Genomic DNA, 27,000 nt, shown 5'->3' with positions numbered 1-27,000 from the left:
ATGAAGAGGCTGAGTATGCAGGACTTGAGAGATATATTGCTTGGAGCTGCAATAGTTGGCACAGGTGGAGGAGGAAGTCTTGAAAATGGAATAAAATTGGTAGAAGGTTCTTTTAATGAAGGATATCAATTTTATCTCGCAGGTTTAAGTGAAATAGAAGATGAGGCCCTGGTAGGAACTCCATATGGATGTGGTTCTATAAGCCCTCTTTCTGAGGATCAGGTAGAAAAATATAAAAATATGTACAAAATAAAATATACTGCAGAAATGGCTGCTGTCAATGCAATAGAAGAATATTTGGGAGAGGACTTATATGGAGTAGTTACAACGGAGCTCGGCGGCGGCAATATGGCATCTGCACTGGACGTGGCAGCTAGAACCGGAAAGCCCATAATAGATGCGGATCCTGCGGGAAGAAGTGTTCCCTGCCTTCAACACTCAACTTATAATTTAAAGGGGATACCTATAACTCCAATGGGTGTAGCAGACAAGCTTGGAGATTCCATGATATTTACAGAAGTTGAAAGTGACGAAAGAGCAGAAGCCCTTGCCAGGGCAGCGGCTGTTGCTAGCTTTAATCATGTTGGGGTGGTAGATCATGTTGCAAGATGGAAGGTAATTAAAAATACCCTTATCAAAAATACTGTTACAATGTGCCTGGAAGTAGGCAAAATCGCCAGAATCGCTAGGAATAAAAATATAAACTTTGCCTATGATATTGTGGAAAAATTTGATGGATTCATCATGTTTCAAGGAAAAGTCAGTAAGGTTTGTTGGGAAGATAAATCCGGATTTACTTTTGGAAATATATATATTGAAGGTAATGGAAAATATCAAAATCAAAACTTAAGAATTTGGTTTCAAAATGAAAATATAATTTCCTGGAAAAATGGAAAAGTGTTTGTAACGGTTCCAGATTCAATAAATGTAGTGGACAATGATAAAAATATGCCACTTTTGAATCCCTATGCAAAAGTGGGTATGGAAGTTACGGTGTTTTCTCTAAAGGCTTTTGAGCAATGGAGAAGTAAAAGGGGACTTGAAATTTTTGGACCTGAGTTTTTTGGATATCACGTACCTTACAAAAAAGTGGAAGATATATTGTCACCAGATTAATATGTAGAAGATACCCGAAAAGTAATCTAGTTACCTTTCGGATATCTTCTACACTATATTGCTAAATCCTTCTCCTAATACCTCATTTATGTCATTTACAGTGATGAAAGCTTTATTATCTAAAAGTCTTATATAATTTTTCAATTTTAAAAATTGTTTTCTATTTAAAATGGTAATTATGACTTCCTTTTTATCATCTTTATAGGCGCCTTTGGCATAATAGATGGTGGCGCTTCTCTCAAGTTCCTTTATAATAAAATTTTGTATATTCCTCCCGTGATTACTTATTATAGCAACCTGCTTATAGGAATTTAGACTTACTATAACCCTGTCTATTATTGTAGAATTTAATATTACCCCCAGTATGGCATAAAGACCTTTGTTTACCCCGAGTACTATAGTTGCAGCTATAGTTACGGTTATATCAGCTATCAACACGGATTTGCCTATGCTTATTTTTGTATATTTGTTTATTATTTTTGCGATTATATCCGTACCTCCAGTTGAAGCGCCTAGATTAAATATTATACCCATGCCCATTCCACATATCAATATGCCAAATATAAGCTGAACTAGAATATCACTGCTAAATGGCTTTATATGTGGATATATTTTTTCTAAGAAAAATATCAGTGCAGATATGGAGAAGCTGCAGAATACGGTTTTCCCGCCGAATATAGGGCCAATTATTATAATTCCTAAAGTGAATAATATAACTTCCATTCCCATCATCAACAGACCAATAGGAAGATTTGGAAACAATGTGTTTATAATTATGGCAATACCGCTTGTGCCACCGGCGGCAATGTGATTTGGAGCTAAAAAGAAATAGGTACCGAAAGCTACAAGAAATGTTCCAATCAACATGAAAAAAATATCTTTTATATTTTTCATAATAAATAACCTCCCTCCTTGTATACACTTGACTGTAAATTTATTCATTAAAAAAAGCATATAAAAATCTAAGTAAATACTCTCTCAGATTCATATGCTCTCATACATACAAAAATTGCAAATATAATTGTGTGTATGTCTTTTAAATGCCTTACTAAATATATTATATAATGGTAAATATTATTGTGTCAACATGTTTTCAATATTGATACTGATAGGTATAATTATGTTGATTTTAAGAATCATCTATAAAAGGCTGGCCTGAATTTTACTAGACTGTCTGGAACTTGGGTTGTATTATTTAATTAGTAATATTATAATAAAATAGTAAGGCAAATGAGCACGTAAAAAAACAGCGAATCCATGAAAAATAGCTGGTTTTTTGATTACATTATGGAAAATTTAGAATAGTAGGTGAATTATTTATGCAAGATGTAATTTTGACAGAATCAGGCAAAAAAAAACTTGAACAGGAATTGGAATATTTAAAGACGGTTAAAAGGGTGGAAATAAAAGCTGCCTTGAAATCTGCTCGTGCACAGGGGGATCTTAGCGAAAATGCCGATTACAGTGCAGCTAAAGATGATCAATCTATGACTGAAACTAGAATACAGGAACTGGAAAGTCAACTTAAAAATGCTGTAATAATAGAGAGTTCACAGGATGAAGATGTGTTCGATATAAATAAAACGGCAGAAGTAAAATTTTGTGATATAGATGAAGTTGAACAGGTTACTCTTGTAAGTTCAGTAGAATCAGATGTGAAAAAGATGAAAATAAGTATAGAATCACCTCTGGGTAAGGCCTTATTTAGGATGAAAGTGGGGGAAAGGGCGACGGTTGCATCTCCAGATGGAAATTATGATGTGGAAATAGAAAAGATTTTATAAATATTTCGCTGGATATTTTATCTAGCGAAATATTTTTTTACAAAAACATGAGTTGACAAACAAATGATAGTCTGGTATCCTGTATTTAAAATTAATATTAAAATTCTTATCGCGAGAGACTGAGGGACTGGCCCCATGATGTCCGGCAACCTAAAATTATATTTTAAGGTGCTAATTCCAGCAGGTGATACCTGGAAGATAAGATATATGAGTATGTAAATCTCCTTATAGCTTATCTATAAGGAGATTTTTTATCTGAAGGCTATCTTTTCTTGATTCACAGTTTACAATGTATAATCATGGATGTCATTTCTTGAACTTAAGAATTATTTGATAAAAAATTGGAGGAATTGAAGATGAGTGTAGAAAGTGTAGTTAATTATTTTTTAGATAGGGGAATGGAAAATCCAGTATTCAAACTTCCTGATAGTGGTGCTACTGTTCAGCAGGCTGCAGAAACCATACATACGGAGCCAAAATATATAGCAAAGACGTTGGCATTTAAAGTTAAAGATGATGATATATTAATAGTTATGAGAGGGGATTTAAGAGTTAGTAATAAAAAATACAAAAAGTTTTTTAAAACTAAGGCTAAAATGCTGAGTCATGATGAGGTGCTGGAAGATACAGGTCATCCTGTGGGAGGACTGTGTCCTTTTGGATTGAAAAACCCTATTAAAGTATATTTGGATAAATCTATAAGGGATTTTGAATATGTATACCCTGCTGCTGGATCTAAAGAGTTTGCCCTTAAAATAAAACCAGAGGTAATTGGCAATTTGGTAAATGGACAGTGGATAGATGTTTGTGAGAGCTAGTTAATACTGTAAATGATCAAATAAAAGCCCTTATCTTGGGGCTTTATTTCTTCTCTTGATTGAATATCCAAAGTGGCCAAGAGGTTTTGAATTTAGGCTGTAGTATTCTCCATGGCTGTAACAGATAAGGTTCGCTTTTTCGAAATGTATTTTATTGTTTAAATCAAGCAGATTTTTATCCACTTTTACGTTTGAAATTTCCAGCAAAAATAGATCGTGAGTTCCAAGAGGTGCAATTGACAGCAATTTGCACTCCAGGGCTACTGGAGATCTTTCAAGAGATGGAGTGGAGATGGATATGCCTTTGTTAAGTTTCAGATTAAAATGTTTGATTTTATCTTCCTTTTTTCCAGAAACAACTCCACAATAATCTACAATTGTAGTCATATCTTTTGTAGGAAGATTTATAGAACATTGTCCACTTTCTTTAATGTATTTATGAGAAAGCCTTTCAGGTCTTATTCCCATGGCGACAATGGGTTTTTTAGTACATACAGTGCTTACCCATCCCACTGTAAAAATATTTAATTTATTGGATATGCTTTTGGAAACCACAAGGACCACTGGAGTTGGGTTTAACATTGCACTGCCTTTAAAATTTAATTTATTCATATGGGTTCCTCCAACTTATTTTATACATTTTGAGTTAAAATTCTATTTTTGATGTTGTTGTTGTCAATATTGGATAAAAGTCCTAAAAGAAACCATAGGGATATATTTCATGATATTTACAGGGTTTCACATGGCTCTTATAGGACAAATTAATTTAACGATGGGATTTTTTATTTTTTGCCAGTTCTACAGAAACTCTTCTGCCTTGAAGCTTTTTACCATTGGATTTTTTAAGTATGATGTTTCCAACTCTTTCGGGAACGCTTATAAAGGTAAATTTGTTTAGTATGTCTATATCTCCTATTTCATAGGCCTCCACTGAAGAGGTTTCAGCTATGAATTTCAACAGCTTTCTTGGAGTTATATTATCCATTCTTCCTATGGAAAAAAATAATCTCATATTTTCCTCTTCTATGTTTATGGAATTCTCCTTATAATTAAAACTCAATTCCTTTTCGAAAATTATCTTCATAAGGGCAGCAGCCACATCCACCAAATTGTATTCTTCATCCAATTCCATTGCTACTGGAACAAAATTTTTATAATTGTTTTCCGATATAACATCTCTTATCTTTTTTTCTATATTTTTATATTTAGCTTCAAATATATCATCTACTGTAGGAATTTCTTTTCTCTTTATTTTGCTTTTAGTGAACTTTTCTATTTGCTTTAACAGCATATATTCTTTGGGAGTTACCAGAGAATAGGCAATTCCCTCTTTATTGGCTCTTCCAGTCCTTCCTATTCTGTGTACGTAGGATTCGGTGTCCTGGGGAAGATCATAATTTATTACATGGGATACATTTTCAACATCTATTCCCCTGGCAGCTACGTCAGTGGCAACTAAAAAGTCCAGGGAGGAATCTTTGAATTTTCTAAGTGTGTTCAACCTCTGATTTTGCCCCATGTCTCCGTGCATACCTTCTACATTGTATCCTCTTGACTGGAGGCCTTCTACTAATTCATCTACGCCGCGTTTAGTTCTGCAAAATATGATAGCACTGGAGGGTTCATCTACATCTAAAATTCTACATAGAGATTCGAACCTATCTTTGTTTTTTATTTCATAGTAATACTGTTTTGTTTTTTCAACAGTTAACGTGTTTTTAGCTATTTCTATATATTTTGTATCGCTTTTCATGTATTTTGAGGCTAATTTTCTTATCTGATTTGGCATGGTAGCAGAAAAGAGCAGTGTCTGTCTATTTGAATTGCAGGCTTTGATTATATCTTCTATATCATCTATAAAACCCATATCCAGCATTTCATCTGCCTCATCTATTATCAGAAATTGTATACTGCTTAAATCCAGGGTATTTCTATGTAGGTGGTCTAATATTCTCCCAGGTGTGCCTACTACTACATCTATGCCTCTTTTCAAGGCTTTGATTTGCCTCTCTATGGGCTGACCGCCGTATATTGGAAGCAGTGATATTTTTCTAAATTTGGCAATTCTGGATAGTTCGTCATTTACTTGAATGGCAAGCTCTCGAGTAGGCGTGATTATTATAGATGAAATGTTTTTACTATTGCAATCAATTTTACTCAGCATTGGTGCTCCAAAGGCCAAGGTTTTTCCCGTACCTGTTTGTGCCTGACCTATTACATCTTTTCCCTCTAATATTATGGGAATTGATTCCGCTTGAATTTGAGAAGGCTCTTCAAATCCCATATTATCTATGGCCTGGAGGACTTTAGAATGTAAGCCTAAATTATTAAAATCAATATTTTTCATTAAAATTCCTCTTTCTTTTTTATATTACAAAACAAAACTTATCATATCATAGTATATACATATTATCAAATTTTAATTTGATTTAAATACTTTTTATTTATAATGATATAAACTATAATAGAATATACTGATGAATTAAAGGAGAATTTCATATGTTTGATGCTAAAGAAAGTGTTCTGCCTAATGGTATAAAACTTATCACTATAAAGAAGGATACACAAATAATGGCTTTACATGCTGGCATTAAAATTGGCGCCATATATGAAAACATTGATGAAAAAGGTATATCCCATTTTATTGAGCACATGCTTTTTAAGGGCACGAAATCTAGAAATAATGAAAGATTGAATGTGAATTTAGAAACCTTAGGTGGAGAATACAATGCTTATACGGATAATGGTTCTACAGTGTATAGCATTACAGCATTGTGGATAGAATTAGAAAAGTCTTTAGATATTATTTCTGATATGCTTATGAATTCAATATTTCCCGCAGATGAAATTGAAAAAGAGAGAGATGTAATACTTTCTGAAATAAGAACCAACAAAGACGATATTGAAGAATATAGTTTTAGAAAAACAAATGAATTGGCATTCAAAAAAGGGCCTCTGAGATATGATATAACAGGAAATGAAGATAGTGTGAGTAAATTTCAAAGAGATGATCTGATTGAATTTTACAATAGATATTATGTACCCAATAATTGCTTTATATCAGTGGTTTCTTCCTATGAACATGAGAAAATCTATAATTTGGTTCTAAAATATTTTGGAGTATGGAAATATAAGGAGTTTAGTAGAAATAAAATAATAGTTGAAAAAAATTTTCCATGCAAAAAAGTTTCTTATAAAAGGGATATAGAACAGAACACTATAATATATCTTTTTTCTTTTTACGGATTGAGTGAAAAAGATGAATTAGCTCTTAGAATATTAAATCACAAATTTGGAGAGAGCAGCAATTCTATTTTGTTTAGAAAGCTAAGGGAAGAAGAAGGACTTGCCTATGATATATATAGTGATTTAGATTTATCGGACTATATAAAAACTTTGTATATATATACCTCTGTAAGAGAAGAAAACATAAGAGATGCCGTTAGTGTCATTGAAGATTGCATAAACAAGATGAAGAATGAGAAGGTAAATTTTAATGATAATACGATGACTCTGATGAAAAAGGTATTAAAAACAGCAGTGGTATTTACTCTAGAGGATCCTATGGACTTAGGAAATTATGTACTGCATCAAGCTATGAGGGGAGACAGCATATACAGATTTATCTATGATATAGAAAAAATTGAAGATATAGGGAAAGAAGATATATATGAAGTAGCCAGGGCTGTTTTTAGGGAACCTACTATTCATATACTCAAGAGAAGGTCTTAGAAGAAATTATTTTAGACAAACTTCAGAGCTGATTTTTGATCTTATCCGAAAGCCTTCATTAATTGCGCATTGAACTAGTATTTAGGGAGGAAATTATGGATAAACATGTAATAACTAAAATTGAAGTTCAAAGAAGGAATAGAGAAAAAGCCAATGTATATGTAGATGGAGAGTTTGCTTTTTCCTGTGATTTAGAACTCATATATACATTTAATATATTTAAAGGAAAAATTGTAGATATAGAATATTTAAAAAGTGTAGCAGCTGAAAATAATTATATGAGATGCAAGAATTCTGCACTTAAAGTATTGGAAAAAACCTATAAGACGGAAAAACAAATGGAAGATAAATTGCTTGAAAAGCAATATGACGAGGAAACTGTTGCAAAAGTCATGGATTTTTTGAAAAAATATGGATTTATAGATGATAATAAATTTGTAGAACTGTATATAAAGGAGAAGATTAATTTCCAGGGTAGAAATAAAATTAAGTATTCCTTAATGAAAAAAGGAATAGAGGAAAATCTTCTGAATGAAAAATTGAATTCAATAGATAATTGTTTTGAGGAGAAGACTGCTTTAAATATAGCACAAAAAAAATATGATGCTATTTCAAAAAATGAAAATAGTACAAAAATAATATATAAAAAATTAGGAGATTATTTGACAAGAAAAGGGTATGACTATAGCATAGTTAAAGACGTACTTCGAAAGATATTAAACAAATGTGATGATTTCAATAGAAAGGATGAAAGAATCCATTTAAGTGAAAATGATATAGATAAGTTGTACAATATCGCTCAGAAGAGATACCAGATAGCAATAAAATCAGAAGAGGACAGGAATAAAATATATAGAAAAATAGGGACATATTTGCTGCGAAGGGGATACTTATGGGAAGATATAAAAAAGGTTTTAGGAAAGATTATGGAGGATTTCTCTATTTAATTTAGAATATATTACCTTTTGACTGTACTGAAAAAATAATTTAGAATTTACTATATATAATTAAAATTTATTATTTGGATTTGAAACTTTTTGCCGTTTAGAGGTGATTATGATTATGAAAGTGAATCCTATAACATTGATGATAGGATTGATATTTTTATATCCCCTTGTAAAGGGGTTTTTGTTTAAGTTTTCTTCTAATGCATTGAAGTTAGATATAAGTGATGTGAGTAGAAGTGTTTCATTTATAATATCTTTAATAATGGGCACATATTTTGGGAAAAAAGTATTTATACAGCATGATGGAGGAATATATGAGAAAATATATAATTTAATACCCGACAATCTTTCACAGTATCTTGAGAACAATAACTTTATAGTATATGCAGTTGCAATTCCACTGTTTGTGTTCATATGTTATAAAATTATAAAATTGTTTTTAGATTTACTTAATTATCTTACATTTTACCCTGTACTTGACAGCATAGATAGATTTCTGAGATCCAAAAGCAATACTTTTAAAAGAATACTTGGAGTGGTATCTCAAGTTCCTAAGGCGATATGTTATGTGCTTTTAGTTACATTTGTACTAAATATAATGTCCATGTTTAATATAAATTCAAAGTTAAATAAGTATATGGAAGGTTCAAAGCCCTATAATTATATCTGCAAGGAAATAATAATACCTGTTACCAATTCAACTATTGCAAAACAACTGCCAAATGTATTGGATAATTCTTTCAAGATAGTTATAAGAGAACCAAATTCAAATGAAGTAAAAGATGCAGGTAATTTAAATAGAGTAAAAAATGATGAAAATACCATAGTATATTATAACGGAGTTACACTGGATGAAGGTGTTAAATCAAACTCAGAGATCAACAGTTTTGCCAAGGATCTTGCTTCAGAGGGAAGTAATACTACTGAAAGGGCAGAAATGCTGTACAATTGGATAGGAACTAATATAAATTATGATAATGAGAAAGCCAACAAGGTGTTGAACAATGATTTTAATGTGAAGTCAGGAGCGATTCCCACATTCTATTCCAAAAAGGGAATTTGCTTTGATTATTCTTGCCTGTATGTAGCTATGGCCAGGGCCAATAACATGAAAGTGAGATTAATAACTGGCGAGGGATTTAATGGAATAAGCTGGGTAAGCCATGCCTGGAATCAAGTTTATATTCCAGAACAGAATAAATGGATAAATGTAGATACTACTTTTTATAAGGGAGGAAATTATTTTAACAGCAGAAGATTTCAGGTTGATCACAAAAATGCACAGGTGATAGGAGAATGGTAGAAAGTCAAAAAGATCAATACCACTCTGATTTGAAAAAGAGTGGTATTTGTTTATTTTGATTTTGCTATGTAATTTTTAAGTATGTTATCTATGGCTTTTTCACAATCTGAGTCTTCATTATTTAAACACCATGCATTATTAAAGTATATGAGAGCTTTTTTATTATCTTTCAACATGGTATAACAATATCCAAGATTAAAAAAATATTTACTTTCTCTTTTTAATTTAATTGCGGAATTCAACAAGTCAATTGCTTTTCTGTATTCTTTCAATTTTATAAAACATACGGCTGAATTGTATAGTGAAGATGATTCATTATCCTTTATTTTTATTGCCTTTTCATACATATCAATGGCTCTTTTATAGTTTTTTGAATTGTAATACTCATTGGCTTTTTGAAAATAACTCATTTTACTCCTCCTTAGATTATATATTATTTTGTAATCCCTTAATAAATTTATATCCATTTTTAGAAAAAATATTCTAAAATATTTTCCATTTAAAAAGTTAAAATGCCAGAAAGGCATTTTAACGAAATCTTTTAGTGAAACATTTTTTTTCTCAGCTTTCTTTCAACTATTGATACAGCTTCATACATTGCATAAGCTAAGATTGAAAGAATTATTATACTCAACATAACTGTGTCCAATTGTGATATCTGGCCGCCATATATTATTAAAAATCCAAGTCCCTCTTTTGCCACCAGAAATTCTCCCATTATTACTCCCACCCAGGAAAGTCCAACATTTATTTTTAAGGAAGATACCAATGTTGGTATGGAAGCTGGTATTATAAGGTAAGTTAAAATCTGAAATTTTGATGAGCCAAAAGTTTGAAGAAGCCTAATTTTATCTTTATCCACTTCTTTAAACCCATTTAGTACAGTCAATATGGTTACAATTACTGAAATCAATACGGTTACTAAAATGATAGCAGGTATTCCATTACCCACCCAAAATATTATTATAGGAGCCAGAGCAACTTTGGGAAGAGCATTTAATACCACTACATAAGGATCCAATACATCTGAAACAAAATCAGACCACCATAGGAGTACAGCGATGAAAGTACCTATAATTGTGCTGAGTAAAAAACCCAATATTGTTTCAATGCAAGTTATACCAATATGTTTAAATAGATTTCCTTCAGCATAAAGTTTTATCAGGTTTTTTAACATTCTGGAAGGAGTGCTTGTCAAAAAAGGATCCACCCACCCTAAATCTCCAGCAATTTCCCACAACATAAAAAAAGCTATTAAAATGGCTATTCTGCTTATTATGATTTTTTTCTTTCGCGTATTGACATTTTTTAAATATACTTCACGTTCCTTTATATAGTCCATAATCAATTGTTCAACTCCTTCCAAATATTATTGAAATAAATTCTAAATTTAGGATCTTCTCTGCATTTTAGGGGGGAATCATGATTCCCTTCAAAATCTATATTGTAGATTCTTTTTAATTTTGCAGGCCTTTTGGAAAGAACTATGACTCTGTTTGACATTGATATGGCTTCTGAAATATCATGAGTTACCATTATGGCAGTTTTACCTTCTTTTTTTATTATCTTAAATATTTCATCACTTATGTTTAATCTGGTTTGGTAATCCAATGATGAAAAGGGTTCATCTAATAATAGAAATTCCGGTTCTAGTGCCAGAGTTCTTATTAAAGCTACCTTTTGTCTCATTCCTCCAGATAACTCTTCAGGATAATGATGAATGAAATCCCACAGGCCATAATTTTTTAACATGGCAGCTATTTTATTTTTATATTTAACTGTGGATCTATGCTGTATTTTAATGCTGAGAAATACATTATCCCATACATTCAGCCACTCAAACAGCTGATCCTTTTGAAACATATATCCCATTTTGGAAGAAAAAGAAGTTAATTTTTCATCATCTATATATACTTCGCCGTGGGACGGTTTTATAAGACCTGATATTATATTTAAAAGAGTGGTTTTACCACATCCGGAAGGGCCTACTATACTTAAAAATTCACCTTTCTCTACAGCAAAACTTATATTTTCCAAGGCTTTAGTAGAGTTTTTGGGTGAATGATAATTCATATAGATGTTGTTTACAACTAATTTATTCAAGATATCATCTCCTAATAACTGTGTTTTAAGGTGTTAAAGATAGGTTGAAATTCTAATTTTATATTATTTAATATAAGGTAAAATTAAGTTATAATCTATTATATGAATGAGTACAATATGGTGTTAAAAATCCACATCATTAGGAATATTATTATAAAATTAGGGTATTCAGAATATATTAGAATGGAATATATTAGAATTGCAGATACATGTTCATATGTTATAATATATGTACATACATCTGCAATTTATAGATAATATGTTGTTTTAAAGTCTATAAAATTAGTCTAAATTATTAATTTTAAAAGGTGATTGATTATGAAAAATTTATTTCACGTAGGTCTTGATATAGGTTCAACTACAGTAAAGATAGTAGTATCGGATATAAAAGACAGTATAATCTATCAAAAATATCAAAGACATTTTTCTGATATAAAAAATACTATAGCTAAAATTATTAAAGATGCCTATGTAAAGCTAAAGGATTCAGATATCACTGTAATGGTCACAGGCTCTGGAGGAATGTCTGTATCTAAATGGCTTAATATACCCTTTATACAGGAGGTTGTAGCTTGCACTAATACTATAGAAAGATTTATTCCAGATACTGATGTTGCAATAGAATTAGGAGGGGAAGATGCTAAAATAACCTTCTTTGAGGGCGGAATTGATCAGAGAATGAATGGAACCTGTGCAGGAGGAACCGGAGCATTTATAGATCAAATGGCATCGCTGCTTCAAACAGATGCTAAGGGTTTAAATGAGCTGGCTAAAAATTATAAGGTGATTTATCCTATAGCGGCCAGATGCGGTGTATTTGCAAAGACTGATGTACAACCACTTTTAAATGAAGGGGCTGATAAGTCAGATATTGCAGTATCTGTGTTTCAGTCGGTGGTAAATCAAACTATAAGCGGACTTGCTTGTGGAAAATCTATACGGGGTAATGTAGCATTCCTGGGTGGACCCCTATATTTTTTATCTGAACTTAGAAAAAGATTTATAAAAACTTTAAAACTTACAGATAAACAAGTGTTTTTCCCAGAGAATTCTCAATTATTTGTAGCACTTGGTGCTGCGATTTCATCTAAAAATGAAAAACCTATTTCTTTCAAAAATTTAATAGATAGACTTCCAAATTTAAATAAGTCTTCGGGTGAGGATATACAAACATTAAGGCCTCTTTTTAAAGATGAAAATGAATTAAAAGAATTTAGAGAAAGGCACAGCAGGAATTCGGTGAAGAGAGGAAGTTTGGAAGGATTTAGTGGAAACTGTTATCTGGGGATAGATGTAGGCTCTACAACCACTAAGGCAGCTCTAATTGATGGGTATGGAAATTTGCTGTATTCTTCTTATGGAAGTAATAGAGGTAATCCCTTGAAATCTACAGTGGATATATTGAAAGATTTATATAAAAAATTACCGGAAGGTGCTAAAATAGTAAATTCAACAGTTACAGGATATGGGGAAGGACTTGTAAAGGCAGCTTTATCTGTAGATATAGGTGAAGTTGAAACTATTGCCCACTATAAAGCAGCAGAGTTCTTTCAGCCTGGGGTGGATTTTATATTGGATATTGGCGGACAGGATATGAAATGCCTTAAAGTGAAGGATGGAGTAATCGATAAAATAATGTTGAACGAAGCCTGCTCTTCCGGGTGTGGTTCCTTTATAGAGACTTTTGCCAAGTCTTTAAATATGAGTGTAAAAGATTTTGCTAAGTCTGCAGAAACTTCTAAAAAGCCCGTGGATTTGGGTTCCAGGTGTACTGTTTTTATGAACTCAAGGGTTAAGCAAGCCCAAAAAGAGGGAGCCTCTGTAGGAGATATTTCAGCAGGACTTTCCTATTCGGTTATAAAAAACGCATTATTTAAGGTAATAAAGATAAGAGATCCTGAGAAACTAGGTAGAAAGATAATAGTCCAGGGCGGCACATTCTATAATGATGCCATATTGAGAGCTTTTGAAATCATATCCGGGCGAGAAGTGATAAGACCGGATATAGCAGGCCTTATGGGGGCATTTGGAGCTGCTATTATTTCCAGGGAAAGATTTGAACCGGAGCATGAGACGTCACTGTTAAACTCAGCTGAGCTGGATAGATTTTCAACGGAAATTACAATGAGAAGATGCGGGAAATGCGCTAATAATTGTCTGTTGACTGTAAATAAATTTTCAGATGGAAAAGAATTTATATCTGGAAACAGATGTGAAAGGGGTGCAGGTCTTGAGAGGAAAACCTTAGATATACCGAATCTCTATGACTATAAATACAAGAGAATATTTAATTATATACCTCTCAAAAAAGATGAGGCAAATAGAGGACAGGTAGGTATACCTAGGGTTTTGAACATATATGAAAACTATCCATTCTGGTTTACTTTTTTTACTCAGCTGGGGTTTAGAGTGGAATTGTCAGCCCGTTCCTCAAAACGCATTTATGAACTTGGTATAGAAACTATACCTTCGGAATCTGCCTGCTATCCTGCCAAGATAGTTCACGGCCACATAATGAATCTGATACAGAGGGGAATAAATTTTATATTCTACCCTTGTATACCATATGAGCAGAAGGAGCAAAAAGAGGCCAATAATAGTTATAATTGTCCAATGGTAACTTCCTATCCTGAAGTTATAAAAAATAATATGGATATAATCAGAGAAAGACATATTAATTTTAAAAATCCATTTTTACCACTGAACAATAAGGAGAGACTCAAGAAAAGACTTGTAGAAGAACTTAAGGAATTTCACATTCCTGAAAAGGAGATATTCGATGCTGTAGACAAAGCCTTTGAAGAAGATAAAAGAATGAAAAGGGATATAAGGGCAAAGGGAGAGGAAGTACTGGAATATCTTAAAAAAACTGGAAGAAAGGGAATAGTGCTGGCTGGAAGACCTTACCATGTTGATCCGGAGATAAATCACGGGATTCCCAATATAATTACATCCTATGGTATGGCAGTATTTACTGAAGATTCAGTAGCTCACCTTGGCATTGTGGAGAGGCCGCTTCGTGTGGTAGATCAATGGGTTTACCATTCCAGGTTGTATGCTGCAGCAAGTTTTGTAAATACCCAGGATAATTTGGAGCTCGTTCAATTGAATTCTTTTGGATGTGGATTGGATGCAGTTACTACGGATCAAACTCAGGAAATACTCAATAAATATGAGAAAATATATACGGTACTGAAAATTGATGAGGGAAGTAATCTTGGAGCAGTTAAAATAAGGATACGTTCCTTGAAAGCAGCTCTTGAAGAACGAGAAAAGGCAGGCTTTAAGCCACATAGGGTTGAGGACAATTATAAAAAAGTGATGTTTACTAAAGAGATGAGAAAGAATCATACTATATTATGTCCACAAATGTCGCCTATACATTTTCAATTTTTGCAGGAAGCATTTAGAAATTCAGGTTATAATTTGGAAGTACTGCCTTCTGTTGATAAAAAAGCTGTTGACGAGGGACTGAAATATGTAAATAACGATGCATGTTATCCTTCCATAATAGTGGTAGGACAGTTGATAGAGGCATTAAAATCTGGCAAATATGATTTGAATAATACTTCTGTAGTGATGTCCCAGACAGGTGGGGGGTGCAGGGCAACCAACTATATAGGCTTTTTGAGAAAGGCATTAAAAGAAGCTGGAATGAAAAATATACCTGTAATATCTGTGAATGTAGTTGGAATGGAGAAAAATCCTGGATTTAAAATCACACCGAAACTTATAAATAAATCCATGATAGCGCTTTTATATGGGGATTTATTTATGAGAGTACTGTATAGGGTGAGACCTTATGAAAAAATACCGGGATCTGCAAATTTACTCTATAAAAGATGGATTGAAAAATGCAAGAGAAATGTTGCCAACGGTGTTCACAGAGAATTTAAAGAAAATATTTACGATATAGTAGATGATTTTGACAATCTGGAAGTGACCGATATACGGAAACCAAGAGTAGGAGTAGTGGGAGAAATATTGGTTAAATTTCATCCAACTGCCAATAATAGAATTGTGGATACATTGGAAGAAGAGGGAGTCGAAGCAGTAGTCCCTGATTTGACGGATTTCTTATTGTACAGTGCTTATGATGCTAAATTCAAGCACAGATATTTGTCTGGAAGCTATTTAAGTACAATTATAAATGAAGGGGCAATAAAATTTATTGAATATTTTAGACGATATATGAGAGATGCACTGAAAAACAGCAAAAGGTTTGCTCCACCATCTAATATTGAACAGCTGGCAAAAGATGCTTCACAAATATTGTCCATTGGAAATCAGACAGGAGAGGGTTGGTTTTTGACAGCTGAAATGATAGAACTTATAAAAAGCGGAGTAAAAAATATTGTGTGTATGCAGCCTTTTGCCTGCCTGCCTAATCATGTAACAGGCAAGGGAATGATAAAGGAACTAAAAAGAAGGTATCCAGGAAGCAATATTGCAACTATAGATTATGATCCAGGTGCAAGTGAGGTAAATCAGTTAAACAGGTTAAAGCTCATGTTGTCAGTGGCATTTAAATCCATGGAAAGTGAAGTCGCAGTGGAGAGCCGTAAAAATAAACTGGTTCCCCAGGCAGTGCTTGTAGAGGATGGAAATAAATGAAAATCCAAAAGGCTTTAACACAATTTACATTATACTCATATTATGAATAGATATTAAAATTGCTTTTTGGAGGATATATGATAAGAAAAAAATTAGGGCTCTATTCTGTTCTATTGTGCTTTATTTTTATAGTTACCATTTTTGCAGCTTGTGGAAATAGCAAAAAAGGTGCTAATTCCGTAGTTAATATAAAGTTGAATGAAGTGGCAAGATCTGCATTTTATGCACCAATGTATGTGGCGATAAACAAGGGAATGTTTAAAGAACAGGGTATAAATATAGATCTTACTACAGGTCAGGGAGCAGATAAGACAATGCAGCAGGTATTAAGCGGCAGCTGTGATATAGGCTTTTGCGGACCAGAGCAGGTAATTTATATATATAATCAAAAGCGAAAGGATTTTCCTGTATTATTTGCTCAATTGACTGCTACGGATGGATCCTTCTTAGTGGGTAGGAGTGAGCAGAAGAATTTTAAATGGGAATCCGTTAAGGGAAAGACCATAATTGGCGGAAGACCTGGTGGAGTTCCAGAAATGGCTTTAGAATATGTACTTAAAAAAAATAATATACAGCCCGGGAAAGATGTAAATTTAATAACTAATTTGGCTTATACTGCAACAGCAGGTGCATTTAAAGCCAATACAGGAGATTATGTGGCTCTTTTTGAACCCACTGCCAGTATGCTGGAAAAGGATAAAAATGGTTATATACAGGCTTCTGTAGGTGAATCTGCTGGTGTACTGCCTTATACTTGTTATTTTGCCACTAAGTCTTATATATCGAAGAATCCTGAGTTAATACAGAAATTTACAAATGCCATTCATAAAGGGCAGATATGGGTTCAAAAACACAGTGATGAGGAAGTAGCTGAGGCTATAAAATCCTTCTTCCCGGGAACTGATGAGGATGTACTAAAATCTGTAATAAAAAACTACAGGAATATAAAGGCCTATGCTGATACTCCGATTATAAAAGAACAGGATTTAAATAGACTTATGGATGTAATACAATCATATAAATCAGATTTGATACCTGAAAGACCTCCTTTTGACAAAATAGTGAATAATTCTTTTGCGGAAAAAGCCGTTAAATAGGCATGATGTAGAGTTGGGTCAACCCACTGTAAAGGGGGGGAGCCAGCTCTAAAAATATTTTAAATTGAATTCTGTGATTTTAAATATTTTTGTGCCCAAGGGCATACAAATATACATTAAGTTGTTTTATCCGTTTGAATGCTTCTTTTTACTTTTGGCAGTGCCTTAAATCCACGCTGTCGTATTATTTTTGCTGCATATTCATCGAGATTATCCAGAAGCTCGTTTACTCTTGTATATTCAGCATAATAATCTTTTGTCGGTCGATTTTCTATTCCAGCAATTACATGAGGATTCATTGCTACCGCAATTGAAATTCCGTATCTGTAGCTTTCCCTCTGATCTTCTGGAATATCTTTTAGGTCTGCAAAACCGACAATTGAAGCGCCTTTCCCAATAAGGCACTTCCTGAGTTCTGTGCTTAAACAATTCATTTTTATATCTCCTTCCATATATAATTACCTACTTTATAACTGTAAAATACAATAAAATTTATAAAAAAGCAATCTTGTTTTTTAAAGTATTTGTTTCTAATTGCTGAATGTGTAAAATTTCTTGACAGTATAAAAATTAACGTTATAATAGAAAATGTATTAATTAATTTATCAGCTGTGAAAAAAAAGAGTAAGGATAGCATTGTATAAAGAGAGAAAAGCTTATTAGCTGAAAGGCTTTTCATATGGTATATCCTGAAGGTAGTTTTGGAGCTTCTTTACTGAAATAGAAGTAAGTAGAGACGGTTTTGTACCGTTATTTTTGTGAGAGTCTGTAATTTTCAGAAAAAAAGGTGGTAACGCGGGTCTTCGTCCTTTGTGGATGAAGGCTTTTTTATATATCAAGTTATTTTCAGAACTATAGGAGGAGGAGATTTAATGTCGAAGAGGAAAGATATAGCAACTACTTACAATCCAAAGACATTTGAAGAAAAACTTTATAACAATTGGCAAAAAAAAGGATATTTTACGCCTGCAGCAGAGGACAACAAAAAAACTTATACCATGGTGATACCACCTCCCAATATTACTGGTAAATTACATCTGGGTCATGCTCTGGATGATACGCTTCAGGATATAATAATAAGAACTAAAAGGATGCAGGGTTACAATACGCTGTGGGTTCCAGGAGAAGACCATGCCAGCATAGCCACTGAGGTAAAAGTGGAAAAGGAATTATTAAAAAAGGGCATTGTAAAAAAGGAAATGGGGCGAGAGGCATTTCTTAAAAAAACCTGGGATTGGACTCATGAGTACAGGGAGAGAATAAGAAATCAGGTAAAAAAGCTTGGATGTTCTGTGGATTTTACAAGGGAGAGATTTACAATGGATGCAGGGCTCAACAAAGCTGTAAGAAGATTTTTTGTCAAATTATACAATGATGGACTCATATATCAGGGAAACAGAATAATAAACTGGTGTCCTAAATGCCAGACTGCCTTGTCCGATGCAGAAATTGAATATGAAGAACAGCAGGGCCATTTCTGGAATATAAGATATAAGATAGTTGGCAGCGACCGATATTTGGAAATAGCTACTACAAGACCGGAGACCATGTTTGGTGATACAGCTATTGCAGTTAATCCAAAAGATGAAAGATACAAGGATTTGGTTGGCAAAACTGCCATACTGCCTATTGTCAACAGAGAAATACCCATAGTTTCCGATGATTATGTGGATATGGAGTTTGGCACAGGTGCAGTCAAGATAACCCCTGCACACGATCCAAATGATTATCAGGTGGGAAAAAGGCATAACTTACCTGAAATTGTAGTGATGAATGAAGATGGAACCATAAAGCTTCCGGGAACCAAATATGATGGAATGGATAGATATGAGGCCAGAAAAGTACTGGTGGAGGATTTAAGAGAACAGGGATTTCTGGTAAAGATAAAAGATCATACACATAATGTAGGATGTCATGACAGATGCGGCACTACTGTCGAACCAATGCTTTCAAAACAGTGGTTTGTGAGAATGAAATCTCTGGCACAACCTGCTATTGATGTGGTAAGAAACAAAAAGGTAAAATTTGTACCGGAAAGATTTGAAAAGATCTATTTTAACTGGATGGAAAATATTCAGGACTGGTGTATTTCAAGACAACTATGGTGGGGTCATAGAATTCCTGTCTGGTATTGTAAAGATTGTGGTGAAGTTATAGTAAGTGATACGGATCCTACAAAATGCACTAAGTGCGGTTCAACCAATATAGAACAGGATAAAGATGTGCTGGATACCTGGTTCAGCTCTGCGCTTTGGCCTTTTTCCACCTTGGGATGGCCGGATAACACGGAGGATCTAAAATGTTTCTATCCTAACAATACCCTCGTTACCGGATATGACATAATATTTTTTTGGGTGGCACGAATGATATTTTCTGGTATATACTGCATGGATGACATTCCTTTTGAAAATGTGCTTATACATGGGATTGTGAGAGATTCTCAGGGAAGAAAAATGTCAAAATCCCTTGGAAACGGGGTAGATCCTATAGAAGTCATAGAGCAGTATGGAGCAGATGCCCTGAGGTTTGCACTTATTACCGGCAATGCACCGGGAAATGATATAAGATATTATCCTGAAAAAGTAGAGGCTTCTAGAAATTTTGCCAATAAGATATGGAATGCTTCAAGGTTCGTACTTATGAATTTGGATGAAGATCTGATGGATAAATACAAGAACTGTAAAGATTACAGTATTGCGGATAAATGGATATTGTCCAGAGTAAACTCGCTGGTAAAGGAAGTAACTTACAATATAGAGAAATTTGAAATGGGAATAGCTGCCCAAAAGATATATGATTTTATATGGGGTGAATTTTGCGATTGGTATATAGAACTTGTTAAACCTGCCATGTACGGTGAGGATGAAAAGACCAAGGGAGTGGCTTATAATGTATTGAATAAAGTACTTACTATAAGCTTACAGCTGCTTCATCCTATAATGCCTTTTATAACGGAGGAAATATATACGCATCTCTGCACAGAATATGAATCCATAACCATATCGAAGTGGCCGGAGTATAATGATGAACTTAAAGACCTAGAGTCAGAAAAAGATATGGAATATGTCATAGAGGCTATTAAGGCTGTCAGAAATGTCAGAACTGAGATGAATGTACCATTTTCGAGAAAGGCCAAGGTAATGGTATGGGCTACTGAAAAAAGTGCGTCGGAATCGTTAAAAAATGGAGAAGACTATTTTAAAAAATTGGCTTCAACGAGTGAACTGGAGTTTTTAAACAATAAAGGTGATGTACCAGAAAATGTAGTGTCGGCAGTTACTAAAGGAGCAGAGCTATTCATTCCACTTTTGGATCTGGTAGATAGGGATAAAGAAATTGAAAGGCTGAACAGGGAAAAAGGAAAATTAGAAGATGAAATAGAAAGAGTGGAGAAAAAACTTTCAAATAAAAAATTTCTTTTAAAAGCTCCTAAAGATGTAGTGGATAAGGAGAAAGAAAAAGCTTGTAAGTACAGGGAAATGCTTAATACTGTACTGGAGAGAATACAGAGTTTAAAATAAAAATATGGGGATGTACTACTATGAATTATGAAGAGACCTTAAGATATATAGAAAATGTAGCTAAGTTTGGGAGCAATCTGGGGCTTGATAGAACTGAAAAAATGCTGGAGATTTTAGGTGACCCCCATAAAAAGATAAAAGCCATACATGTGGCAGGCACTAACGGAAAAGGCTCTATCACAGCCATGATAAGTAAAATATTGATGGAAGCTGGTTTTAAAGTAGGGATGTATACTTCTCCTTATTTGGAAGTATTTGAAGAGAGAATACAGATAAATGGCGTCAATATACCGAGAGATGACTTGAGCAAAGTGGTTACAAAGGTATCTGAAGTTGTAAGAAGGGTTGTTGAGATGGGCTATGACAACCCTACTGAATTTGAGATAATTACCTGCAGCATGTTCTACTATTTTGCTGAAAAGAAAGTAGACATAGCTGTGGTTGAAGTGGGGTTGGGGGGAAGATTAGATTCTACAAATGTAATGCCGCCTTTTTCTGAGAAACAAAAAGGTGGAGTTATGCTAAGCATAATTTCCTCTATAAGTTATGATCATATGAAAATATTGGGGGATACACTGGGAAAAATAGCTTATGAAAAGGCAGGTATAATTAAACCCGGCATTCCGGTAATAATGTATCCTGAAGAGGAAGAAGCCGGGAAAGTCATAGAACAGGTGTGTGGACAAAAAGGAAGTCAGCTTATAAAAGTGCCAGTAAATTCAGTAAAACGTATTGAAAAAGATAAAATAAGCAGCCGCAATAGAGGGTGCATGCAGCATATAAGCCTTCATACGGGAAAACAGAACTATGATATTAAATTATCCCTTTTAGGTAGACATCAGCTTTTGAACTGTGCTGCGGCCGTTTTTGCTGTAGAGCAATTGTCCAGATATGGGATTCAAATAGGTAGATCCATAATATCAAGAGCTCTTAGCAGTGTAAAGTGGATGGGAAGGCTTGAGGTGATGGCAAAGAATCCTTTAGTAGTTATAGATGGAGCCCATAACAGGGAGGGGATTTCTGTGCTTAAGGATAATATAGAGAGCTATTTCAGCTATAACCATATGGTGCTTATATTGGGTATTCTGGCTGACAAGGAAGTAGATATCATGGTGAAGACCATTGTACCACTTGCCTGGAAGGTTATAGCCGTAACTCCAAACAATACGAGGGCAGAGAGCTCAAAACAACTGAGAGCTGTAGTGGAAAAGTATAATCCAAACTGTGAAGCTTTTGAGGATTATGAAATTGCCTATAAAAAAGCACTTTCTTACTGCGAGAAGGAGGATTTGCTTTTAATATCCGGTTCGCTTTATATGATAGGGGATATGAGGAAGATAATAAAAAGATACAGTGCAAAATTTTAATTTTGATGAGTTTGCCATATAAAAATGCACCTAAATCAAGGTGCATTTTGTTTTTTGAGTTTTTACGCTATAAATCAAATTGGAGAAATCTAAACCGTCTTATTTTTTAAAACTAATTTTTTGAGGGCTTTTGCAAACTGATCTGGACAGGAGGTACCCTTGCCGTTACAGGAAATACCCTGCAATTTTTTTATTACCTCTTCTACATCCATCCCGTTTACAAGTCTGGATATAGCTTGAAGATTTCCATTACAGCCTCCTATAAAATTTACATTTGCAATTTTATTTCCCACTATGTCAAAAATTATTTTACTCGAGCAAACTCCCTTTGTGGTATAAGTATACATTTTATCACCTGATTTCTATAGGGAATGAATATATTGAACAAAGTAATTATGTAACACAAACATTATACAATACAATAAAATAAATTTTCAATTGTTATTACCTATTTTAGCAGATATTCATATTATATTTGTAAGGGGGTGATGGTGTTGGATTATCTTTATGTATGCAGCACTTCTTCTGATCTTGTGTCAAAAATTAATTTGGACTACTTCTGCGAAGAGAAGAGAATATATTTAAGGTCCAATGATATGATTTATAATGTAGGTCCTCATGGAATATATACCAATGATAATAAGCTCATAACAGCAAATAGATATAACAATACCATATCTATAATTGATATAAAAAGGGAAATACAGGAAGAAAGTTATTATGTAGGAGCTTGTTGTAATGATGTTGTGGTTTACGGAAACAATGCATATATAATATGTAGTGACTTAAACAGCTTACTGGTTTTTGATCTTAAAGAGAAGCAAGTAACTGAAGAAATCCCCTGTGGAAGTCTTCCCTATAGCATATGCTTGAATAAAGAGAGAAGATTATTATTGATATCCAATATGGAAGATGATAGCATAACTTTAATAAATTGTACAAACAATAGATGTGTTAAAAATATAAGAGTGGGATCTTATCCTACTAAAGCTGTGTTTACATTAGACGGACAACATGTATTGATATGTGAAAGTAACATAGGATCTGAATTTAGGGGGAGTGTAGCTATTTTATCTTTGAAAAATTATAAAATAATAAACAGGATTATTGTGGGAAATTCGCCAATAGATATTTATTGCAGCAGTAGACATTGTTTTGTATCTAATTTTGGAGAGGGTACAATAAGTATTTTGGATATAAATAATTATAAGGAGGAAAAAAAGATAATTGTTGGTGGAATGCCTAAAAATATAATAAAATATAAGGAAAACCTGTATGTGGGAGACAACTATAATGATCTATTGATAAAGATGAATATAAAAAGTAAAAATAAAAAATATATACCCATAGGTGGAGAACCTACAGGTATGGTTTTAAGTTGAATTTTAATTGCTCATAAGTAGTTCAACAATATTATAGTAGAGATCTAAGTAATCTTTTTTCCATTTTTTGCACAGCTCTTTGGCCTTGCTGTTGGAGTCTACATTTAATTTTATGTCTATTAGTTCAGAATTATTTTCCAGTATTTTTAAGTTCACGATAAAATTGTTTTTTGGATCGATGGTATAACTGGCATTTATAAAAAGATTCTTTTTTATAGACTCAATTTTCGTATCTAAATACTGATTTATGATGTCCATTTTATTTTTTGAAATTCTATTTCCAAATAACAACAATACTTTAAGACCTTTTTTGGTTATTATGAATTTATGATTATTTGAATAAACTACTTTTTTGATAAAATTAGAAGATAAAAGTTCATTTAAATATTGTTGAAGAGTAAAATAGTTTATAAAGCCGTTCTCAAGTATAATTTGTGTTATTTCATTATTGGAAATGGGAAATTTAATTCTTTTAAATATATAAAGCAGTAATAGTTTATTTTCTGCTAGTTCTAAAGTATCTTCGAACATTTAAAATCCTCTCCATTGAATTTAAAATATATTTATATTATAACATAAAATATTTGAACTTATATTTTGAAATAATTTTATATAAGTAAATTTTTTAATTTATGTAATATTTATCAATATGAGATACTATATAAAATTATAAAAGCAAATATTTGGAGGAAAAAAATTGAAAACAAGACTTATAAAAAAAATATTTATGGTATCTGTATTATTATTTGTAGCTATTGGAGTATCATTTTTTACCAATTACGGGTATAGAGGAGTCTTTATAAATTCAAGCAAAAAATTACCTATATATTCTGTAGACACAAAAGAAAAAAAAGTGGCTATAACTTTTGATGTGAGTTTAGGTAAAGATGATTATACTGAAAAAATATTGGATTTACTTGATAAATACGATATTAAAGCCACATTTTTTGTAGTAGGTGACTGGGTGGATAAAAATCCTGTTAAACTAGAAGAAATATATAAAAGGGGACATGAAATAGGAAATCATTCCAATAGACATCCTAACATGACTAAAATATCTCGTGAAAAGATCATTGAAGATATAAATATAAACGAAGCGAAAATAAGAAGCATAACAGGAGCAGGTACCGAGTTATTTAGATGTCCAGAAGGAGCTTATAATGACAGGGTGATAGATTTAGTAAAAGAATCAGGATATTATTGTATTCAATGGAATGTGGACAGTGTGGACTGGAAAGAACAGGGAGCAGATATTGAATATAACAGAATAATTAAGAATACAAAGCCAGGTTCAATACTTCTGTTTCATGGTAATGCCAGATATACGCCGGAAAATTTGCCTAAAATAATAAAAGAACTTCAAAAAAAAGGTTATAAATTTGTCAAAGTAGGAGATTTAATTTACAAAAATAATTACAAGTTAAATTATGAGGGAAAGCAGATACCCAATTAAATATCTTATATTATAACAGTTATTGAAAAATAGGATAAATATGTATTATAATGGCAGTAAAGCAAGTCTGTATATAATACTCATATAGTAAAGGTTTATAATGAGATTTTTAGCAAATGGAGAATTAGTATAAAAAACTATATCCTGTTTAAAATAATTTTAGATTATATATTTTTTCAGGAGGTAATATTTTTATGGGATTCGTAAAAATTATTGATAGTAATGATAATTTTAAAAGCCATTTGATAAATTTATTAGATCTGAACAATTTACAGTACAATGTGTCTGAAAATAAAGATGGCGTTGAAAAAGCAAAATATATAATAATGAATTCTATAAATAAAAAACATGATATTTTGGATGGACGCTATTATTTTATAAATATGGATTTAATAGATGGTTTAGGTGATGATTTAAATTTGCAAGGTTATATCATAACCTATGGATTAGGCAGCAAAAATACAGTTACCATATCCAGCTTAGATTATAACAGTGGATTTGTATATTGCCTTCAGAGAGATATTGTACAAAATGGACAGAATATAATTGAATCTCAGGAAATTCCGATTAATATGGTTTTAAGAGACATTGATGAACTATATGCAGCTATGATAGCTATAACTTTGGGGCTGATGGATAATAGATACATGCATATATTGCTCAAAAATAAAGCATTTAAAATTTTTAGTTAAATATTAAGTATTTGCAAGTATATTTTTACCTCCCTGTGAATAGTTATAGGATAATGAGATATTTAAAACTAAGGGAAAGAGGGGTTTATGATGGACAATTTAATGTTAAATAATAAAATTTATCTTGAAGGCAAAGTAGTATCAGAATTAAAATTTAGTCATGAAATGTATGGTGAAGGTTTTTATACCTTTAATATTGAAGTCCCGAGATTAAGCGAAAGCAAGGATGTATTATTTATTACAATTTCAGAAAGACTTATAGGTGGAATGAATATTATCCCGGGAATAGATATTGTAGTGGAAGGACAATTGAGATCATACAATAAATTTGTAGATGGAGCAAATAGATTGATATTAACTGTATTTGCAAGGAATATAAGTTTATGTAAAGAAAAAAGTAAAAATCCAAATCAAATTTTTCTTGACGGTTTCATATGCAAAGAACCAATTTATAGGACAACTCCCTTTGGAAGGGAGATCTCCGATATGCTGTTAGCTGTAAATAGAGCCTATAATAAATCTGACTACATACCTACTATTGCCTGGGGAAGAAATTCTAGGTTTTGTAAGTCGTTGAAAGTCAGTGACAACATAAGAATTTGGGGAAGGCTGCAGAGCAGAGAATATCAAAAAAAAATATCTGATACAGAAGTCGTAAAAAAAGTGGCCTATGAAGTTTCCATTTCTAAAATGGAAAAAGTGAATAAAAACGATAACGATGAAGAATGCGTGAAAAAGGCTGATGATAAAGGTGAAGAAAATTTAAAAGAAGCAAAAGAAGAACAAAAGAACAATTTTAATGAAAATGTGGAAGGTAAACGTATATCCTAAGTAATTATGGATAAGAATAAAAAAATTGACAATTCGATTTCTGTTGACAAAAAAATTGATATGTTATATACTAAATCTCGTAATGTATGCAATATAAATTAAAAATTAATTTTCTTATCAAGAGAAGCGGAGGGACTGGCCCTATGAAGCTCGGCAACCTGGATATTATTATGTATTCAATGGTGCTAATTCCATCAGGCGAAGCCTGAAAGATGAGGATATTATTAGAATGTTACTTCT

The 27,000-nt window shown here is 32.7% G+C and carries 23 protein-coding genes, 2 riboswitches and 1 other annotated feature; of the genes, 14 read left to right on the top strand and 9 right to left on the bottom strand.

The features are described 5' to 3' along the window. Positions 1–1,116, top strand: coding sequence for a DUF917 domain-containing protein (locus ACFHWD_RS00535; RefSeq protein ID WP_179977911.1), 1,116 nt, complete (start codon positions 1–3; stop codon positions 1,114–1,116). A gap of 48 nt (positions 1,117–1,164) precedes the next feature. Here the strand turns inward: ACFHWD_RS00535 and ACFHWD_RS00530 are convergent, their stop codons facing one another. After that, a complete protein-coding gene (locus ACFHWD_RS00530) occupies positions 1,165–2,010 on the bottom strand; it encodes a YitT family protein (RefSeq protein ID WP_150356934.1) in 846 nt (281 codons plus the stop codon). A 425-nt stretch (positions 2,011–2,435) separates the two neighbouring features. On the opposite strand from ACFHWD_RS00530, the gene greA reads away from it, so the two are divergent. Next, the gene (gene greA, locus ACFHWD_RS00525) at positions 2,436–2,900 is read left to right on the top strand and encodes a transcription elongation factor GreA (protein WP_150356933.1); all 465 of its coding nucleotides are present in this window, start codon (positions 2,436–2,438) and stop codon (positions 2,898–2,900) included. A gap of 103 nt (positions 2,901–3,003) precedes the next feature. Beyond that, positions 3,004–3,105: riboswitch (SAM riboswitch) on the top strand. A 151-nt stretch (positions 3,106–3,256) separates the two neighbouring features. Then, positions 3,257–3,718 carry a YbaK/EbsC family protein gene (locus ACFHWD_RS00520; RefSeq protein WP_150356932.1) on the top strand — a complete coding sequence of 154 codons (462 nt, stop codon included), beginning with the start codon at positions 3,257–3,259 and terminating at the stop codon, positions 3,716–3,718. A gap of 30 nt (positions 3,719–3,748) precedes the next feature. Here ACFHWD_RS00520 and ACFHWD_RS00515 read toward each other — a convergent pair whose 3' ends face one another. Both ACFHWD_RS00515 and ACFHWD_RS00510 read right to left on the bottom strand, forming a co-directional pair. Continuing rightward, positions 3,749–4,330: a flavin reductase family protein gene (locus ACFHWD_RS00515; RefSeq protein ID WP_150356931.1), complete on the bottom strand. Its 582-nt coding sequence runs from the start codon at positions 4,328–4,330 to the stop codon at positions 3,749–3,751. A gap of 154 nt (positions 4,331–4,484) precedes the next feature. Beyond that, positions 4,485–6,065 (bottom strand): DEAD/DEAH box helicase, encoded by a 1,581-nt coding sequence (locus ACFHWD_RS00510; protein WP_150356930.1) that lies wholly within the window; start codon positions 6,063–6,065, stop codon positions 4,485–4,487. A gap of 152 nt (positions 6,066–6,217) precedes the next feature. Here ACFHWD_RS00510 and ACFHWD_RS00505 point away from each other — a divergent pair, with 152 nt between their 5' ends. The 3 genes from ACFHWD_RS00505 (at position 6,218) to ACFHWD_RS00495 (ending at position 9,700) form a co-directional block, all read left to right on the top strand. Next, on the top strand, positions 6,218–7,450 hold the full coding sequence (locus ACFHWD_RS00505) for a pitrilysin family protein (RefSeq protein WP_150356929.1): 1,233 nt from the start codon (positions 6,218–6,220) through the stop codon (positions 7,448–7,450). Positions 7,451–7,545: 95 nt separating this feature from the next. Continuing rightward, on the top strand, positions 7,546–8,397 hold the full coding sequence (recX, locus tag ACFHWD_RS00500) for a recombination regulator RecX (RefSeq protein WP_150356928.1): 852 nt from the start codon (positions 7,546–7,548) through the stop codon (positions 8,395–8,397). Positions 8,398–8,512: 115 nt separating this feature from the next. Then, complete coding sequence (locus tag ACFHWD_RS00495; protein ID WP_150356927.1) at positions 8,513–9,700, top strand: transglutaminase-like domain-containing protein; 1,188 nt, start codon at positions 8,513–8,515, stop codon at positions 9,698–9,700. A gap of 50 nt (positions 9,701–9,750) precedes the next feature. On the opposite strand, the gene ACFHWD_RS00490 is transcribed toward ACFHWD_RS00495, so the two are convergent. The 3 genes from ACFHWD_RS00490 to ACFHWD_RS00480 all read right to left on the bottom strand — a co-directional run bounded on the left by ACFHWD_RS00490 (position 9,751) and on the right by ACFHWD_RS00480 (position 11,803). Then, positions 9,751–10,110, bottom strand: a complete 360-nt coding sequence (locus ACFHWD_RS00490) for a tetratricopeptide repeat protein (RefSeq protein WP_150356926.1) — start codon at positions 10,108–10,110, stop codon at positions 9,751–9,753. 131 nt (positions 10,111–10,241) lie between these two features. Continuing rightward, positions 10,242–11,045, bottom strand: a complete 804-nt coding sequence (locus ACFHWD_RS00485; RefSeq protein WP_150356942.1) for an ABC transporter permease — start codon at positions 11,043–11,045, stop codon at positions 10,242–10,244. Then, a complete protein-coding gene (locus tag ACFHWD_RS00480) occupies positions 11,045–11,803 on the bottom strand; it encodes an ABC transporter ATP-binding protein (RefSeq protein WP_150356925.1) in 759 nt (252 codons plus the stop codon). Before ACFHWD_RS00480 ends, ACFHWD_RS00485 begins: the two co-directional genes overlap by 1 nt. A 318-nt stretch (positions 11,804–12,121) precedes the next feature. Here ACFHWD_RS00480 and ACFHWD_RS00475 point away from each other — a divergent pair, with 318 nt between their 5' ends. Continuing rightward, positions 12,122–16,417, top strand: a complete 4,296-nt coding sequence (locus ACFHWD_RS00475; RefSeq protein WP_150356924.1) for a 2-hydroxyacyl-CoA dehydratase — start codon at positions 12,122–12,124, stop codon at positions 16,415–16,417. 77 nt (positions 16,418–16,494) lie between these two features. Further along, positions 16,495–17,514, top strand: a complete 1,020-nt coding sequence (locus ACFHWD_RS00470) for an ABC transporter substrate-binding protein (protein ID WP_150356923.1) — start codon at positions 16,495–16,497, stop codon at positions 17,512–17,514. Positions 17,515–17,630: 116 nt separating this feature from the next. Here ACFHWD_RS00470 and ACFHWD_RS00465 read toward each other — a convergent pair whose 3' ends face one another. After that, positions 17,631–17,966 (bottom strand): hypothetical protein, encoded by a 336-nt coding sequence (locus ACFHWD_RS00465; protein ID WP_378059805.1) that lies wholly within the window; start codon positions 17,964–17,966, stop codon positions 17,631–17,633. Between the two features lie 150 nt (positions 17,967–18,116). Continuing rightward, positions 18,117–18,328, top strand: a binding site (T-box leader). A gap of 58 nt (positions 18,329–18,386) precedes the next feature. Between ACFHWD_RS00465 and ACFHWD_RS00460 the strand changes: the two genes are divergently transcribed. Both ACFHWD_RS00460 and ACFHWD_RS00455 read left to right on the top strand, forming a co-directional pair. Continuing rightward, on the top strand, positions 18,387–21,035 hold the full coding sequence (locus ACFHWD_RS00460) for a valine--tRNA ligase (RefSeq protein WP_150356921.1): 2,649 nt from the start codon (positions 18,387–18,389) through the stop codon (positions 21,033–21,035). A 20-nt stretch (positions 21,036–21,055) separates the two neighbouring features. After that, a complete protein-coding gene (locus tag ACFHWD_RS00455; RefSeq protein WP_150356920.1) occupies positions 21,056–22,402 on the top strand; it encodes a folylpolyglutamate synthase/dihydrofolate synthase family protein in 1,347 nt (448 codons plus the stop codon). A gap of 89 nt (positions 22,403–22,491) precedes the next feature. On the opposite strand, the gene ACFHWD_RS00450 is transcribed toward ACFHWD_RS00455, so the two are convergent. Then, positions 22,492–22,749, bottom strand: coding sequence for a TIGR03905 family TSCPD domain-containing protein (locus ACFHWD_RS00450; RefSeq protein WP_150356919.1), 258 nt, complete (start codon positions 22,747–22,749; stop codon positions 22,492–22,494). Between the two features lie 147 nt (positions 22,750–22,896). On the opposite strand from ACFHWD_RS00450, the gene ACFHWD_RS00445 reads away from it, so the two are divergent. Then, positions 22,897–23,784 carry a YncE family protein gene (locus tag ACFHWD_RS00445; RefSeq protein ID WP_378059802.1) on the top strand — a complete coding sequence of 296 codons (888 nt, stop codon included), beginning with the start codon at positions 22,897–22,899 and terminating at the stop codon, positions 23,782–23,784. Between the two features lie 3 nt (positions 23,785–23,787). Here the strand turns inward: ACFHWD_RS00445 and ACFHWD_RS00440 are convergent, their stop codons facing one another. Further along, a complete protein-coding gene (locus tag ACFHWD_RS00440) occupies positions 23,788–24,315 on the bottom strand; it encodes a DUF4364 family protein (protein ID WP_150356917.1) in 528 nt (175 codons plus the stop codon). Between the two features lie 166 nt (positions 24,316–24,481). Here ACFHWD_RS00440 and pdaB point away from each other — a divergent pair, with 166 nt between their 5' ends. From pdaB to ACFHWD_RS00425, 3 genes are all read left to right on the top strand, one after another. Then, entirely contained in the window at positions 24,482–25,237 is a 756-nt protein-coding gene (gene pdaB / locus ACFHWD_RS00435; RefSeq protein ID WP_150358579.1) for a polysaccharide deacetylase family sporulation protein PdaB, read from the top strand. A 194-nt stretch (positions 25,238–25,431) separates the two neighbouring features. Continuing rightward, positions 25,432–25,929, top strand: a complete 498-nt coding sequence (locus ACFHWD_RS00430; protein ID WP_150358578.1) for a hypothetical protein — start codon at positions 25,432–25,434, stop codon at positions 25,927–25,929. Between the two features lie 90 nt (positions 25,930–26,019). Then, positions 26,020–26,760: a single-stranded DNA-binding protein gene (locus ACFHWD_RS00425; protein ID WP_150358581.1), complete on the top strand. Its 741-nt coding sequence runs from the start codon at positions 26,020–26,022 to the stop codon at positions 26,758–26,760. A gap of 111 nt (positions 26,761–26,871) precedes the next feature. Beyond that, a riboswitch (SAM riboswitch) is annotated at positions 26,872–26,979 on the top strand. Positions 26,980–27,000: the final 21 nt, after the last annotated feature.

It is taken from the genome of Clostridium sp. MT-14, assembly GCF_042436595.1.
GTDB lineage: Bacteria > Bacillota > Clostridia > Clostridiales > Clostridiaceae > Clostridium_B > Clostridium_B aromativorans.
The sequence above is the reverse complement of the archived record's forward strand: the minus strand, read 5'-3'. Positions and strand labels throughout refer to the sequence as shown.

Bases quoted from the DNA above. Each gene is read 5' to 3' on its own strand.
- ACFHWD_RS00535 (WP_179977911.1), top strand. From the start codon at position 1: ATGAAGAGGCTGAGTATGCAGGACTTGAGAGATATATTGCTTGGAGCT.
- ACFHWD_RS00530 (WP_150356934.1), bottom strand. From the start codon at position 2,010: ATGAAAAATATAAAAGATATTTTTTTCATGTTGATTGGAACATTTCTT.
- greA (WP_150356933.1), top strand. From the start codon at position 2,436: ATGCAAGATGTAATTTTGACAGAATCAGGCAAAAAAAAACTTGAACAG.
- ACFHWD_RS00520 (WP_150356932.1), top strand. From the start codon at position 3,257: ATGAGTGTAGAAAGTGTAGTTAATTATTTTTTAGATAGGGGAATGGAA.
- ACFHWD_RS00515 (WP_150356931.1), bottom strand. From the start codon at position 4,330: ATGAATAAATTAAATTTTAAAGGCAGTGCAATGTTAAACCCAACTCCA.
- ACFHWD_RS00510 (WP_150356930.1), bottom strand. From the start codon at position 6,065: ATGAAAAATATTGATTTTAATAATTTAGGCTTACATTCTAAAGTCCTC.
- ACFHWD_RS00505 (WP_150356929.1), top strand. From the start codon at position 6,218: ATGTTTGATGCTAAAGAAAGTGTTCTGCCTAATGGTATAAAACTTATC.
- recX (WP_150356928.1), top strand. From the start codon at position 7,546: ATGGATAAACATGTAATAACTAAAATTGAAGTTCAAAGAAGGAATAGA.
- ACFHWD_RS00495 (WP_150356927.1), top strand. From the start codon at position 8,513: ATGAAAGTGAATCCTATAACATTGATGATAGGATTGATATTTTTATAT.
- ACFHWD_RS00490 (WP_150356926.1), bottom strand. From the start codon at position 10,110: ATGAGTTATTTTCAAAAAGCCAATGAGTATTACAATTCAAAAAACTAT.
- ACFHWD_RS00475 (WP_150356924.1), top strand. From the start codon at position 12,122: ATGAAAAATTTATTTCACGTAGGTCTTGATATAGGTTCAACTACAGTA.
- ACFHWD_RS00470 (WP_150356923.1), top strand. From the start codon at position 16,495: ATGATAAGAAAAAAATTAGGGCTCTATTCTGTTCTATTGTGCTTTATT.
- ACFHWD_RS00465 (WP_378059805.1), bottom strand. From the start codon at position 17,966: ATGGAAGGAGATATAAAAATGAATTGTTTAAGCACAGAACTCAGGAAG.
- ACFHWD_RS00460 (WP_150356921.1), top strand. From the start codon at position 18,387: ATGTCGAAGAGGAAAGATATAGCAACTACTTACAATCCAAAGACATTT.
- ACFHWD_RS00455 (WP_150356920.1), top strand. From the start codon at position 21,056: ATGAATTATGAAGAGACCTTAAGATATATAGAAAATGTAGCTAAGTTT.
- ACFHWD_RS00450 (WP_150356919.1), bottom strand. From the start codon at position 22,749: ATGTATACTTATACCACAAAGGGAGTTTGCTCGAGTAAAATAATTTTT.
- ACFHWD_RS00440 (WP_150356917.1), bottom strand. From the start codon at position 24,315: ATGTTCGAAGATACTTTAGAACTAGCAGAAAATAAACTATTACTGCTT.
- ACFHWD_RS00430 (WP_150358578.1), top strand. From the start codon at position 25,432: ATGGGATTCGTAAAAATTATTGATAGTAATGATAATTTTAAAAGCCAT.
- ACFHWD_RS00425 (WP_150358581.1), top strand. From the start codon at position 26,020: ATGGACAATTTAATGTTAAATAATAAAATTTATCTTGAAGGCAAAGTA.